Raw genomic sequence first — 14,614 nt, 5'->3', positions numbered from 1 at the left:
GTCTTTCGTCTTTCGTCTTTCGTCCCTCGTGCACGTCTTCGTGATCGTGATCGTGATCGTGTCTCTTCATCTCTCCTTCGTTCTTCGCATCCCGTCTGAAACTTTGCAGTCGTCCTCGTGCTCAACATGGTCGTACACGTGCACGCAATGATTGAGCACGAGTAAGAAGAGTCGATCACGATCACGATCACGAAGACGTGCACGAGAGACGAGAGACGAGAGACGAGAGACGAGAGACGAGAGACGAAACACGAGAGACGAGCGACGGAATGACGAGACGACTGACACCGAGCCGCTCGACGCACTGGCGCTCATTACGAGTGATCCATCGTCTGTTCGAGATAACCCCCTTCCAGCCGGATTGGCCTATCCACGACGCCTCAATTGCCCCAGACCGCCCAGGACAGCCTGGCTGCTCGGGATCCTGATGCGTTCTCCGCCCACGTTGTGGTAGAAAGGTCCGCCCGGGGGCACGGGCGCACGAGGAATTAGCGAAATGTCGAACGCAGCCGTGACCGAGCCGACCGTCGAGGAACCTCCGAAGCTCACATTCGGACAGACCATCCGGAGCCTTCCCCGCTCCTTCTGGATGGGCTGCACCATGGAAATGTGGGAACGGCTCGCCTACTACGGCGTGCGCGTGGTGATGCCGATCTACATCGCGCAGGCGGACGAGCCCGGAGGGCTCCACTTCAGCCAGCAGCAAAAGGGCACCATCTACATGATCTGGGCCCTCATCCAGTCGCTGCTCCCGATGATCACGGGCGGATACGCCGACCGGTACGGCTACAAACGCACCATCTTCATCACGGTCTGGCTGAAGATCTTCGGCTATCTCCTGATGGCCACCCAGCGGACCTTCTCCGGCTTCCTGCTCGGCGTGGTCGTCCTGGCGACAGGGACCGCCCTCTTCAAGCCCGGGATCCAGGGGACCCTCGCCCAGTCGATGAGCAAGTCCAACTCGTCCGTCGGGTGGGGGCTCTTCTACTGGCTCGTGAACGTGGGCGCGGCGATCGGCCCCCCGGTCGCCGGCTACCTCCACGGCAAGGGCTGGCCGTGGGTGTTCTACGGCTGCGCCGCGATCATCTCCCTGAACTTCCTCATGCTGCTCACCTACAAGGAGGTCGACTCCGGCGCCGACAAGACCTCCGACGCGTGGAAGGTCTTCAGGGAAACGCTCAAGAACATCTGGGACGCGCGGCTCATCACCGTCATCCTGCTGCTCTCGGGCTTCTGGCTGATGATGTACCAGCTCTGGGACCTGATGCCGAACTTCTACACGGACTGGATCAGCAGCACCTCGTTCGTGCAGAACAACCCCTGGCTCCCGACCTCGTGGCTCGACTTCAAGGACCCCCGCGGCGTCCAGCTCAAGCAAGAGAACGTGCTCAACATCAACGCGGTGTGCATCGTCCTCTTCCTCGTGCCCTTCTCCTACCTCGTGGCGAGGATGAAGGTCCTCCCGGCGATGACGCTGGGCATCCTCGTCGCCACCTTCGGCGTCCTCGTCTCGGGCACCACGACGTCGCTCTACGTCCTCTTCCTCGGCATCCTCCTCTTCTCGATCGGAGAGATGCTGACCGGGCCCAAGAAGGTAGAGTATTTCGCGCTCATCGCGCCCAAGGGGAAGAAGGCGCTCTACCTCGGGTACATCAACATCCCGTCGGCGATCGGCCCGGCCCTCGGCGCGCAGATGGCCGGCGTCCTCTACGGCACCCGGGGCGAGAAGGCGACGCTGGCCCTCCGCTACCTCGCCGAGAAGACCGACTATGCCAAGGGGAAGACCTGGGACGGCGACGTGGCGTCGCTCTCGTCATTCCTCGGGGTGTCGCGCCCGGAGGCCTTCAAGAAGCTCCAGGAGGTGCTGAACGTCGACGCGGTCGAGGCCACGCGCCTGCTCTGGGACACCTACCAGCCCTACGAGATCTGGTACGCGTTCGCGGCCGTCGGCGTCGTGTCGCTCGTGGGCATGCTGCTCTTCACGCAGCGATCGAAGAAGTGGAAGGACCTCGACGTGTAACAGGCCAGGAGCCTCGTCGGCAGATCCTTCTCCCGTATCCCGCCCAGCCAGCGCCGCCTACTCGCACCGCTCGCCGAGGATGTACCCGTGCTTGCAGATGCAGCGGCACTCGACCTCGAGCTCGGGCTCGTTGCACGCGGGCCGCACCTGCCGGGTCTGCTTCGCCACCCGGCCCTCGCGGTCCTTCACCGTCACCTCGATCTCGTAGTCCTGGTCGAAGACGTCGCGGCTCGACCAGTTGTTGTTACAGACGCCCACGTTCGCGAACGTCGAGATGTCCGCGTCGACGCTCGCCCCCCACCCGTCGCCGGTCGGCCTCAGGTTGACCGTCCTCGACTCGGACATGATCCGCCCGCTCCCGGTGTCGCGGATCGTGCCGGAGAGCTGGACGCCGCAGGCGCTCAGGTTCGTCGCGCGGGCGCCGAGGAAGATCACCCGCCCGCCCTGCGGCGGCATGACGATGTCCACCACGTCGCCGTCGCTCACCGGGCGCGAGACCTCGCTCGAGTCGAGCGCGACGACCTCCATCTGGATCTCCGCGCCCGGCTCGCCCAGGTACCCGAGCTTGCACATGTCCTCCGGCGGATCCTCCCCGTCGTCGGCGCACGCCGGCGCGGCGAACAGCAGCGCGACGCTCGCCGCGCATCGCAGGATCGCCGCGACCCAGGCCATCAGCGGTCCCTCCGGTCCGGCGCCGGCGCGCCGCCCTCGTCGTCCTCCGGCTCCTCCCGGGGGATCGGCGCGCGCGGCGGGCGCCGCGACGCCCCGAGCGAGCTCGAGCTGCTCGGCGGGGCCGACCACGACTCGATCACGTGCTGCGGCGGCGGGCCGCTGCGCCACGTCACGTCGGGCTCGACCGACGCCGGCGGCTCGCCGGACGCCTCGCTCCACTCGTGCAGCCCCGCCTGCGGGAACGGCGTGCGCTCGGCCAGGTAGGCGGCGAGCAGGCGGTCGCGCTCCCGCTCCTCCGCGCTCGGCGGCGGCGGCGGGTCCAGCGTCGGCAGATCGTCGGTCCAGGTCAGGTCCGCCTCGTCCGGGCTCGGGCCCGCCCCGGCGGTCGAGTGCGACCGGTACGCGTTCCGCTCGGTGGGCACAGGCTCCGGCGGGAAGGACGGGCTCGGCGACGTCGGCGGCGGCGGATCCATCGTGGGCAGCTCGTCGTCCCAGTTCCAATCGTCCGGATCTGCTCGGGAATCCGGCCGGCGCACCGACGGGCTGACCCGGGCCTCCGCGCCCTGCTCGGGCGGCATCGCGGCCGGCGGGCCGATCGTGGGCAGCTGACCCACGCCGTGGTCCGGCCGGGAAGGTTCGGCCTGCCGCGACGGGCGCGTCGGCGCCGGCGCGGGGATCATCGCGCCGTACCTCGACGACGGGACCGACCCGAACGGCCGCGAGTCGCGCGGCAGCCGCGGCGGAGGAGGCACCGCGGGCGCCTGCGCCGAGGCCGCCGAGGGGGGCGGCTGCGTCGAGATGAGGTTCTCGTTGCGACCGCGGTCGTCGCGCCCCCGCTCCCCCGGCCCCGGGCGCTCGACCTGCGACGGCGCGGGCAACCGGGGCTGCACGCTGGTCGGCGGCGCGGCCGGCGGCGAGCCCGCGAGCGGCCTGCCCAGCCAGGCGGCCTCCTTGCGCGACTGGACGGAGCGCGCCGCCGCCTCCTCGAGGTTCGGGCGCGATCCGCGCGGCGACAGCGTGTTGCCCGGCTCGGTCGGCGGGTTGCGCTCCTCGGCGAGCAGGGGCGGCGCGGCGGTCACGCGGGAGTCTGCCCCGGCCGTCCCCGCGGGGCCGCGCCCGGCGCGGAAGCCGAAGGCGGCGCGGATCGCGCGCTCGTGGTGGGGCTCCACCTCGACGGGCCGGACGATGAAACACGGCTCCGCGCCCGGCGCCCGCAGCGAGAGGTCGACGTCGAACGGCGCGCCGACGAGCAGGCCGTGCTCGTCGAAGAGGATGCGCACCGGGGGCTGCGCGAAGTGCGCGGGCGACGTCGGCGTCGCCAGGACGACGCCGAGCTCGCCGGTGCTCAGCTGGACGAGCGTCCCGGTCGGGATGATGCCGAGGGCGCCGATGAGCAGCTTGCCGATCGCGCGGTCGGTCGCGCTCTCGGCGCCGCTCAGCATCCGCTGGAGCACGGCGTCGAGCGAGGTCCCGCCGCCGAGGGCGCTGTCGAGGACCGGGAACGGCCCCGCCCGGAGCTCGGTGAACTGGCGGGCCGCCGCGAGGATGCGCGCGAGCACCGTGGGGCTGCGCCGGCCGCCGTAGACCGGGCCCTGCCGGCCGCCCGGCCGCAGCGCGAGCGCCTCGTAGGCGATCACGGTCCGCGTGATCGAGGGCGCGTGCAGCTTGCCGAGCGCCGTCAGCATGACGGCCGCGCTCGCGGGCAGCCGGTCCCGCTCCTCGTCGCTGAGGCCGCGGTCCACGAACGCGCGCGCCGTCGGATCCTCGAGGCTCGACTGCGATCCCGGGACGGCGCCCGTGAGCCGCAGCCGGCTCACGTCGTAGAGCAGCGCCGCCGTGACCAGGCTCCCGAGGATCCGCCGGTCGGTCGTGAGCTGGCGGGCGATGCCCAGCGCCACGATCGCGGTCGAGACGCTCTGGCCCGCCTCGTCCGGATCCGGGACCTTGCCCGCCGCGATCGAGAGCAGGAGGCGCGCGTCCTCCTCGGCCGCGGCGACGAGCTTCTGCGCGACGCGCTTCACCCGCTGCGGCATCGCGGGCTCCCCGGACCTGAGGGCCGCATAGAAGGACCGCATCACCAGGATCGCCGCGGCGTACGTCCGGCTGATGCGGCCGATGCGGGTGCCGTCGCCCTCGATGGAGCCGCCCGGGAACGGGCTCGCGAGCTTGCGCACCCGGATGCCGCGCAGGTTCGACTGCGCGAGGCGCGCGGCGCTGCTGCGGTCGCGCTGCGCGTCGGCGAGCATGCGGGCGAAGGCCGCGAGCTCGGCGCGGCGGACCGTCTTCTCGAGCACGAGCTCGGAGACGTCGCAGGCCTCGAAGAAGCTACCGAGCTCCAGGGCGACCTCGTACGTCTCGCGCGAGGCGCGGAGCATCTGGCCGTTGATGAACAGGGTGTTCCCCGCGAACACCAGCGTCGCGGCCTCGCTCCCCGAGAGCTCGCAGAACTGGGCGATGCCGTCGATCGCGGACGGCACCAGCGACAGCACGGCCTGGTTCGAGTCGCTGTGCAGGAGGCACGCCTTCGCGAGCCGGTAGATCATCTGGACCAGGCCGAGCGCCGCGCGCCTGCGCCCGTCGGCCTTCACGCCCGAGATCGCGGTCTCGCCGGTGCTCTCGGAGAGGTTCGCCTTCTCCTCGCTCACGGCTTCCTCCCGCCCCGGGGCGCCGGCTTCGTCGACGGCGCCGCGCTGCTGGGCGGAGGCTCGATCACCGGGATCTGCGGCACCGGGATCTGCGGCACCGGGCGCGCCGACGGGTTCATCGGGATCGAGCCGGGGCCCTGGCGGGCGCTGTAGGGCGAGGCGCCGGCGCCCGACGGCGGGGCAGGGGACATCGGCGGCCCGCCGGGGCGCGCGATCGACGGCGGCGACGGCGGCGACGGCGGCGACGGCGGCGACGGCGGCATCGGCGGCGGCGCGGCGGTCGGGCTGGACGACGACGCCGCGGAGGGCGGCGGGAAGCGCCGGCTGAACGGCACCGAGTTGGGCGGCGCGGAGCCGGCAACGCCGGGCGCGCCGGACAGCGGCGAGGCCATCATGGGCGGCCGGTAGGGGGGCCGCCCGGAGTCGCCCGCCTCGGGGCCCACGAGGCCCGGGCGCGGCGTGCTCCAAGGCTCGAGCTGCTCCGGCAGCCCGAACGGCGCGCTCGGGCTCACGCGCCGCACCGAGAGCGGCGAGTACGAGCGCGCCGCGCGCGAGGGCGGCCCGCTCGGGTCCACCGACAGCGGCGACGGCATCGACGCCGACGGCGGCCGATCGCTCGGCCGGGTCGGCGCGACGAGGCGCGCGGCGATCGCGACCGCGGCGCGGGCGGCCGCGTCGCGCACCGGCGGGGTGTTCCACCAGCGCGGCTTGGTCGCCTCCTTCACCGCGCGGAGCGCCTCGTAGCTCCGCGCCTGGCAGAGGAAGAGCGCGGCGAGCTCGCGGGTCTGCTCGATCGCCTCGGACGGGATGAGCTGGCGCTTCTCGAGCAGCTCGATCGCGAGCTTCTCGGCCCGCGCGGGGTTGAGCTGCGCGACGGTCTCGAGCCACATCCGGCGCTCGCTCCCGGGGAGGTCGTGGAACCCGGTCGAGAGGATCCGCCGCACGAGCGTCGGGCCCGCGGCGAGCACGCCGAGCTTGCCGATGAGGCGCAGGGCCTCGCGGCGCACCGGGGGCGCCGGGTCGTCGAGCAGCTTCTGCAGCTCGTCCCGCACGCGCTCGGCCGCGGCGCCCGGCGCGCCGTCGGGCGCCGCGGCGTCCGGGAGCTCCGCGAGCGCGCTGATGCGCACCTCGACGTGCGGGCTCGCGAAGCCGGCCTCCAGGGCCGAGAGCGCCGCGGGCGTCTTGAGCTGCGCGAGCAGCTGCACGATCGCCACGGCGAGGGGGACCGGCGCGCGCGCGAGCAGGTTCCCGAGCTCCGCCTCCCGGCCGGGCGCCCACCGCCGCATGTACACGAGCAGGATCTCGCGCAGCCGCTCGGACTGCACCGCGCCGTAGCACTGGCAGGCGGCGGCGAAGAGCGAGCCGTCCTCGAGGGCGTCGAGCGCCTGGGCGAGCCCGTCGACGATCGCGGGGTCGAGCGGCGCCACGCTCCGCGGGGGGCCGCCTTGCGCCGCGTCCCGGCCGCTCTGCGCCGCGTCCCGGCCGCCGTGCGCCGCGCCCCGGCCGCCGTGCGCCGCGTCCCGGCCCCCGACGCCGAGCGCCGCGCCTCGGCCGGCGCTGCCCTGCGTGACGGGGCGCGCCGGGCCGCCCTGCGCCGGGCTGCGGCCGGCGCTCGGCGTCGGGTCGCCCTGCGCCGCGCTCCACGCCGGACCGCCCTGCGCCGGGCCGGCGGCGGCCGCCGGCTCCTCCGGGCGGGCCTTCGCGAGGTCCTCGAGGATCGCCCTCAGCGCCTCGACCGGGAACATCGCCTGGGCGATCGTCCGGTCGACCCCGCGCCGCGAGAGCTGCTGCAGGGCGCCGCTCTGGCGCAGCTCCCGCGACGCCCCGCGGTGGATCGCGTCGAGCCGCGCGGAGAACGCGCGCCGGAGCATCGTCTGCATCTCGAACGCGAGCTCGTAGCTGTGGAGCACGATCTGGTCGGCGGTCCACGAGGTGAGCGACGAGGTCAGCCGATCGAGGTCGCCGTGCCGGACGCCGTCGACGTAGCCGTCGACGAACACATCCATGTACCGCTCGCCCCACTGCTCCGCGGGCAGGGCGATCTGGGCGCCGAGCGTGCTCCGGGTCAGCGGGTCGATCGCGAGCGCCGCGGCGGCCACGCCCGTCTCTGCGAGCGCGGCCTCGACGTTCCGCTGGAGCGCCCTGCCCGCGAGCGAGCTCTCGTCCCAGAGGCTCTCGATCTGCGCGAGGGCGCGCGCCCCGCTCGCGATCTCGCGGCACTGGTCCTCGAAGTCCGCGAGCTCGAGATCGCCCTCGGCGAACTGGTCGATCGCCAGGTACGCGATGTGCTCGAAGCGGCGGTCCCAGAGCGCCGTCACCGCGTCGTCGTCCTCGCCGACGCCGAAGCTCTGGTCGCGGAGCAGGATGGCGGCGAAATCGCGGAGCTCGGCCTCGGTGATGCCCGCCTTGATCTGGATCTTCCGGATGCCGTCGGCGAAGAGCTGGTAGGGGATGCGGTCGAACGGCGGCCGGTCGGGCTGCCAGATCGGCTGGCCGAAGGAGGTGAACGCGCTCGGCGTGACCTCCCAGCGGACGCCGAGGGGGTTCTGCGAGAGCGTGCGCGTGATCTCGTCGAACGCGAAGTGGATGCCCTTGTTCACGTGCGGGTGGCTCCACCCGTACTGGCGGATGTTGCCGAGCGCGAGCGCGAGCTGCTTCCAGACGCCGACGAGCCGCTGGCAGGTCTGCTCGGCCGCGGCGGCCGACGGCGGCTCGAGCTCCTCGTCGATCGCGTCGTTGCCGCGGACGAGCACGCGCGGCGCCTTCTTCTCGCGCGAGGGCGTCAGCTGGCCGGCGGCGTGCGCCGCGAGCAGCCGGCGGAGCTCGGCGCGCATCGCGCCGGCGCTCTGGAAGCGGCTGCCGCGCTCGAACGCGAGCGCCTTGTCGACGAACGCCACGATCTCGACCGGCAGGTCGGGCACCTCGGTCGCGATCGACGGCGCGGCCTGCGTCGCCGCGAGGAAGTACGACTCGGACTCGCTCCGCCCGCGGTTCAGGCGCTTGCCCGACAGCAGCGTGAACAGGCTCGCCCCGACCGACCAGAGGTCGGAGCGGCCGTCGATCCCGGACACCCCCATGGCCTGCTCGGGCGACATGAACGCGGGGGTGCCGAACGTGAGCCCGGCCCGCGTCGCCTGCCGCTCCGGATCGCGCATCCGGGCGATGCCGAAGTCGAGGACCTTCACGTTCCCGGCGCTCGTGACGAAGATGTTCGCCGGCTTGATGTCGCGGTGGACGATGCCGATGGAGTGGCACTTCTCGAGCAGGTCGAGCACGACGTCGAAGACTGGCAGCACCTGCTCGAGCGGCAGGGTGCCGCCCGCGCCGCTCGCGAGCCGCTGGAGCGTGGTGCCGGCGAGCAGCTCCATCACGAGGAACGGCTCGCCGCGGTCGCTGAGGTCGTCCTCGACGACCGCGACCCGCGCGGGGTGGTCGACCCGGTTCGCGATCTTGCCCTCGCGCAGGAAGCGATCGCGCATCTCGGCGTTGCGGGCGAACTCGATGTGGAGGACCTTGATCGCGGCGCGCGAGCCCTTCTTGTGGGTCGCCGCGAACACCGCGCCCATCCCGCCGACGCCGAGCAGATCGTCGAGCCGCCAGGTGGCGTTCAGGGGCGTCCCGATCCGCGCCGCGGCGGTGTCTACGAGGTTCTGCTCCTCGGCGTGCTGGTCGAGCGGGGCCATAGACCGGGCGTCGGATCAGGCCCGCATCGTGCGGGGCAGATCGTGAGTAAGCCAAGCCAGCATACATGGTTCCCGCGCCGGCGCGAACCATGACAAGCTCGTCCGCCCACACCGAATAAAGGTAGGAGAGGCGCGCCGCGGGGTGGCCGCGAGGGGCCGGCAACTCACGATCTCGGACCCGCTCGGCCGATAACGGACAGTCACCGACGATCGCGGCCACCGACGATCGCGGCGTTCGCGCGTCGTGCGTCGCGCGTCGCACCTGCGCCCGGCGCCTCAGCGCACGTCGCGGCGGAGCCCGGCGCCTCAGCGCACGTCGCGGCGGGGCGCGGCGCCGGCGTCCAGCTCCGGGGCGTCCTGCCATTCATGGCAGGTGGTGCGGTAACCGACGTCGGGCATGAGCTGCGCCCACTCCTCGCGGGTGAAGTTGCGCCCGGCATAGGCGCACGCGCGCGCCATCAGCGGGTCGGCCGCGATCGAGAAGACGCGCGCCGCGCCGTCGTTCGTCGCGGTCACGACGCGGGTGGCGTCGGGGCTGAACACGGCGTCGGTCAGCATGACGCCGGGGGCGCGGAGGGTGAGCGGCTCGCCCTGCCCGTCGATGGGGAGCACCCGCGCGCTGCCGTCGCTCGACACCGCCACCACGCGGGCGCTGTCGCTGCTGAACGCGACGGTCCGGACCGTCGTGCCGAGGCCGCTCAGGACGAACGGCTGGCCCTCGCCGTCGGTCCGGAGCAGCCGCACGTTGTCGTCGAGCGCCGCGATCGCGATGTGGTTCCCGTCCGGGCTCACCGCCAGGGCGGCGATCGCTCGGTCGCCGTAACCCGAGGGGATGACCCGAGGGGCGCCGCGGCCGTCTGCGGGCCACACCTTCACGTTGGGCCCCGAGGTCGCCACGATGTGCTTGCCGTCGGGGCTGAACGCAGCCCGGAGCAGCCCGGCGCGCTCGTCCCGCAGCAGGATCGGGTCGCCCGTGTTGCCGTCCTCGAAGACCCGCAGGATGCCGTTCCACGAGGTGGTGACGATCCGGGTGCCGTCCGGGCTGAAAGCGACGCCCACCACCCGGTCGTCATGGGTGCCGAGCACGATCGGCTGTCCCTTGCCGTCGACCCGCCACACACGCGCCGTCCTGTCCGCCGAGCCGGTGACCAGGCGGGCGCCGTCCGGACTGAAATCGGCGCTGAGCACGTGGTCCTCGTGCCCCTTGAGCACCAGCGGCGCGCCCGAGCCGTCGGCGCGGTGGACACAGGCCGTCTTGTCGGTCCCGGTCGTGGCGATCCGTGCCCCGTCCGGGCTGACGACGACGCTGGTCAGGGGCCCGGCGTGGCCGTGGAGGAGCAGCGGCTCGCCCGGCGCGTCGAGGCGCCACACCCGCGCCGTGCCGTCCTCCGACGCGGTGACGACGCTCTTGCCGTCGCGGCTGAACGCGGCGCTGGTCACGGCGCCCTCGTGGCCGCGGAGCACGGTCGGCATCCCCTTACCATCGGCGCGGAAAATGATGGCGGTGTTGTCCGCGGAGGCCGTGACCACCTCGGCGCCGTCGGCGCTGAACGCCGCGCTGCGCACGGGGCCCGTGTGCCCGCGCAGGACGATCGGCTCGCGCGGACCGGCGCCGGCGGTGAGGATGCGCGCGGTCCCGTCGCCCGCCGCGAGCACGATGCGGTCGTCGCGGGGGGCGTAGTCCGCGGCCTCGATCCCCTCGCCCAGCCCGTCGAGCGGCGTGGGGGCGCCCTGGCCGTCGGCGCGGACGACGTAGACCGTCCCGCTCAGGGCCGTGGCGAGGATCCGGCTGCCGTCGTGGTTGAAGACCGCGCGCCGGATGACCCGCTCGCCGAGCCGGACGACGAGCGGCGGCTCGTCGACGATGTCGACGCGCCACACGTGGATCGTCCCGTCGGACATGCCCGCGACCACGCGGCTGCCGTCCGGGCTGAACGCCACGCTGGCCGGCGCCCCGCCGCGCGCGGCGAGCGCGCGGTCCTCGTGGCCGTCGGCGTGCCACAGGCGCACGGTGCCGTCCATCGAGGCGGTCGCCAGCCGGCTGCCGTCGCGGTTGAAGGTGACCGCGACCACCCCGAGGCCGTGGCCGCGCAGCACGAGCGGCGCCTCGCGCCCGCCGGGGTGGAAGAGCTGCGCGGTGCCGTCCGCGGAGACGGTGGCCACGGAGCGGCCGTCGGGGCTGAAGGCGGCGTCGAGCACCGCGCCGCCGGGGCCGACGAGCACCTCCTGGGCGACGGCCGGCCCCCAGACGGCATCGCCGAGCGCCTGCACCACCGCCGGCCCCGCCGGCCTGCCGCTCGCCCGGGCGGCGAGGCCGGCCTCCACGGCGAGCAGGCGCGCGCGCTGCAGCCCGCCCTCGGCCAGCTCCTTGGCGGCCTGGGCCGCGAGCCGCCGGGCGTCCTTCTCGCGCGCCTCCTGCTGCGCCCGGATCCGCGCCTGCTCCTCCTTGCCCATCTGCCAGAGGAGCACGAGGGTCAGCGCGCCGAGCAGCGTGACGGCGACCGCGAGCACGCTGAGGAGCCGCCTCATCGACCGCTTCTGGCGCTCCGCGGCCACGCAGGCGGACAGGAACGCCCGCTCCTCCGTGGAGATGTCCCCCCGCCCGTCTGCCCATGACGTGAGCTCGGCCAGCGCCGCGCCGCCCACGAGGAAATCGTCCTCTCGCCCGCCCGCGATCCAGCGCACGAGCGGCTCGGTGATCGCGCGCTCCGCCTCGCGCGACCGGACCCACGCGCGGTCGAAGACGTGGCCGAAGATGCGGTTGCGCACGGCGAGGCAGGGCGGGCCCCCGGACCGCGGCCGCTCGGCGGAGAGGCCCGTCAGCCGCAGCGCGAGCTGGACCGGGTCCCCGCTGTCGGCGGCGATCCGCTCGCCGTCGAGCAGCCGCTTGTACAGCCCGAGGAGCTTCGCCGCGTGTGTCGGCCGGCGGTGGGGGCCGTGGGAGGAGCTGCGGCGGGAGCCGTCGCGGGAGCTGTAGGGGGAGCCGTGCGCGTCCAGGCACCGCTCCGCGTAGCGGAGGTTCGGGTCCTCGGTCCGGCCCTGGTCGAGGAAGCGCCGCGCCACGGCGTCGTCGACGCCGAGCCCCTGGAGCTCTCCGGTGAGGTCCGCGCAGAGCCGCTGGGTCATGTGGGGGTGCCCCGACGTCCACGCGAAGATCGCGTCGAGCAGCGCGTCGGGGTCGGCCACGAGCCCGTCGAGCCCGGCGCGGAACCCCCTCACCTCCGCGCAGGTGAAGTCGTCGAGCCGGATCGAGCGGCCGATGTTGAACGGCGCGCGCGCCGGATCGGCCGCGAGCTCCCACGGCGCCGCCGCCCCGAGCAGGCAGAACGTCAGCCGCGCGTTCGCCGGCCGCTCCGCCCGCCGGTTCACGAAGGCCCGGATCGCCGTGAAGAAGTCGTCCCGCGGGAACGGCAGAGACAACGTCGCGTCGATCTCGTCGAGAAAAAGGACGATCGCGGCGGAGATGTCCACGAGCACGACGTCCTCGAGCCAGCGGAGCCAGCAGTGCACCGGCCCGAGGTGCCAGTGCTCGTCCCAGAAATCGTCCGGCGGCTCGAGCCCGAGCTGCTCGGCGATCTCGGAGGCGATCCCGAGGTAAAAGCTCACCGGCGTGGCGGTGTCGGCGCCGAGGGCGCCGAGATCCACGCTCGCGCACTCGAGCTGCTCGGCGCGGAGCTGCCGCGAGACCCGGAGTCGCAGGCTGGATTTGCCGATCTGCCGGGTCGACAGCACATAGCAGAGCTCCCCGCGCCGCAGCGCATCGAAGAGCTCCCTGTCCGCGGGACGCTCGATATAGATGGCGCCGTCGCCGATGGTCCCGCCCGCCTGGAAGCGGCGCCTGTGATCTCCGGCGCTGGCCTTCGCCTGATCGAGGTCGGGAGGCGCCGAGAACGTCACGAATAGGACGGTGCCATGCTGCGGGGAGACCGTCAACGTCGCGGATCCCGCGGCATTAGCGTCCGTGGTGGAACATGAGCGGTGCCGCGCGCGCGGCGTCGGATCGTCGCGAGTTGGTGCGCGTGGTGGCAGGGTGACAGGATGGGCCTCAGCTCACTGACCTTGGGTGCAGGCTTGACGCCTGAGCCGGCGGGCGCGGCGATGCGGCGGCGCGATGTGTGATGGGCGCTGCGCGCGGCGATGCGGCGCGCCGGCGCGCGTGCGTCGATTGCGACGCACCTCGAAGACCCGCTTGCGCATTCAGAAATCGTGGACCTGGCCGCGGCCGCTGGTGTAGCGTTCGCGCCGTGCGAGGGGCAATGAACGTGGAGGAGCGGCCGCGCGATCGCGCCTTCGACCACGTCGCTGCTAGCTTGGGCTTGCGCTTGCGCTCCGCCGCTCGGCACATCCCCGGCTTCAATACGGATCTTCCCGACGCGTCGGAAGCGCTGACCGGAGCGGCTCACCAGGCGTCGCTCCCGGCGACAGCGACAGGCACTTATCCTACACGAGAGTTTCCAACATGGCCTCTGTCAACGTGCGCGAGCTCAATAAGCGATTCGGCCAGACCCACGTGCTGCGGGGGGTCTCCGTCGACGTGCCCGACGGCTCGTTCGCGGTCCTCGTCGGGCCGAGCGGCTGCGGCAAATCGACGCTGCTCAGGCTGCTCGCGGGCCTCGAGGAGGCCGACGAGGGCACGATCGCGCTCGGGGGGCGCGACGTCACGCGGCTGTCGCCGCGCGATCGCGATATCGCGATGGTGTTCCAGTCCTACGCCCTGTATCCGCACCTCACGGTGCGCGAGAACCTCGCGTTCGGCCTGAAGCTGCGCAAGACGCCGCCCGAAGAGATCGCGTCGCGCGTGGCGGAGGCGTCGGAGATGCTCGGGCTCGGCCCGCTCCTCGACCGGTACCCCCGGGCGCTGTCCGGCGGCCAGCGGCAGCGCGTCGCCATGGGCCGGGCCATCGTGCGGCGGGCGCAGCTCTTCCTCTTCGACGAGCCGCTCTCGAACCTCGACGCGGCCCTGCGCGCCCAGGTGCGGGTCGACATCCGGAAGCTGCACGACCGGCTCGGCGCGACCAGCGTCTACGTCACCCACGATCAGGTCGAGGCGATGACGCTCGCGGACGTGATCTTCATCCTCAACAAGGGTGTCGTCGAGCAGTCCGGGCCGCCGCTCGAGGTGTTCGCCCGGCCGCGGACCCAGTTCGTGGCGAGCTTCCTCGGCAGCCCGGCCATGAACTTCTTCGAGGCGCGCCTGGAGAGCCGGGGCGGGCGGTGGGCCGCTGTCCAGGGAGATCTCGCGGTCGAGCTCGATCAGGCCGCCTTCCCGGGGGCGCTCGCGCCCGGGCGGCGGGTGACGGTCGGCGTGCGCCCGCACGAGGTGGAGCTCGCCTCCGGGCAGGAGGGCGCGCCCTTCCAGGTGTCGATCGTCGAGGCGCTCGGGGCCGAGTCGTACGCCCACGGCACCGTCGCGGGGGCGCCGTTCGTGGCGCGCCTCGACCCCGCGGCGCGCGTCGCCAAGGGGGACACCGTGAGGATCGCGCTCCGCAACGTGCACCTGTTCGACGCGGACTCCGGGACGAGCCTCCGGGAGGCGTGAGGCGGCGGGCGCCGCGGACGTCGGCGCCGGCCCGCCCGGAGCCCCGCCGCCGGCC

Annotated in this window: 6 protein-coding genes; 2 read left to right on the top strand and 4 right to left on the bottom strand. The window is 73.2% G+C overall.

The window, feature by feature from the left end:
• Positions 1-601: 601 nt before the first annotated feature.
• Positions 602-2,020 carry an MFS transporter gene (locus WMF43_RS43305; RefSeq protein WP_437674048.1) on the top strand — a complete coding sequence of 473 codons (1,419 nt, stop codon included), beginning with the start codon at positions 602-604 and terminating at the stop codon, positions 2,018-2,020.
• A 57-nt stretch (positions 2,021-2,077) separates the two neighbouring features.
• Here the strand turns inward: WMF43_RS43305 and WMF43_RS43300 are convergent, their stop codons facing one another.
• The 4 genes from WMF43_RS43300 to WMF43_RS43285 form a co-directional block, all read right to left on the bottom strand.
• Positions 2,078-2,692, bottom strand: coding sequence for a hypothetical protein (locus WMF43_RS43300; protein ID WP_437674046.1), 615 nt, complete (start codon positions 2,690-2,692; stop codon positions 2,078-2,080).
• The gene (locus WMF43_RS43295; RefSeq protein WP_437674044.1) at positions 2,692-5,337 is read right to left on the bottom strand and encodes a hypothetical protein; all 2,646 of its coding nucleotides are present in this window, start codon (positions 5,335-5,337) and stop codon (positions 2,692-2,694) included. Before WMF43_RS43295 ends, WMF43_RS43300 begins: the two co-directional genes overlap by 1 nt.
• Complete coding sequence (locus WMF43_RS43290; RefSeq protein ID WP_437674042.1) at positions 5,334-9,020, bottom strand: protein kinase domain-containing protein; 3,687 nt, start codon at positions 9,018-9,020, stop codon at positions 5,334-5,336. Before WMF43_RS43290 ends, WMF43_RS43295 begins: the two co-directional genes overlap by 4 nt.
• A gap of 306 nt (positions 9,021-9,326) precedes the next feature.
• Complete coding sequence (locus WMF43_RS43285; protein ID WP_437674040.1) at positions 9,327-12,917, bottom strand: AAA-like domain-containing protein; 3,591 nt, start codon at positions 12,915-12,917, stop codon at positions 9,327-9,329.
• 562 nt (positions 12,918-13,479) lie between these two features.
• Between WMF43_RS43285 and WMF43_RS43280 the strand changes: the two genes are divergently transcribed.
• Entirely contained in the window at positions 13,480-14,559 is a 1,080-nt protein-coding gene (locus WMF43_RS43280; protein ID WP_437674038.1) for an ABC transporter ATP-binding protein, read from the top strand.
• Positions 14,560-14,614 lie beyond the last annotated feature (55 nt).

Origin of the sequence: Sorangium sp. So ce131, from assembly GCF_051519095.1 — a bacterium.
In the GTDB taxonomy this organism is placed as follows: Bacteria; Myxococcota_A; Polyangia; order Polyangiales; family Polyangiaceae; genus Sorangium.
This window is presented reverse-complemented; position numbering and strand designations above follow the sequence as displayed.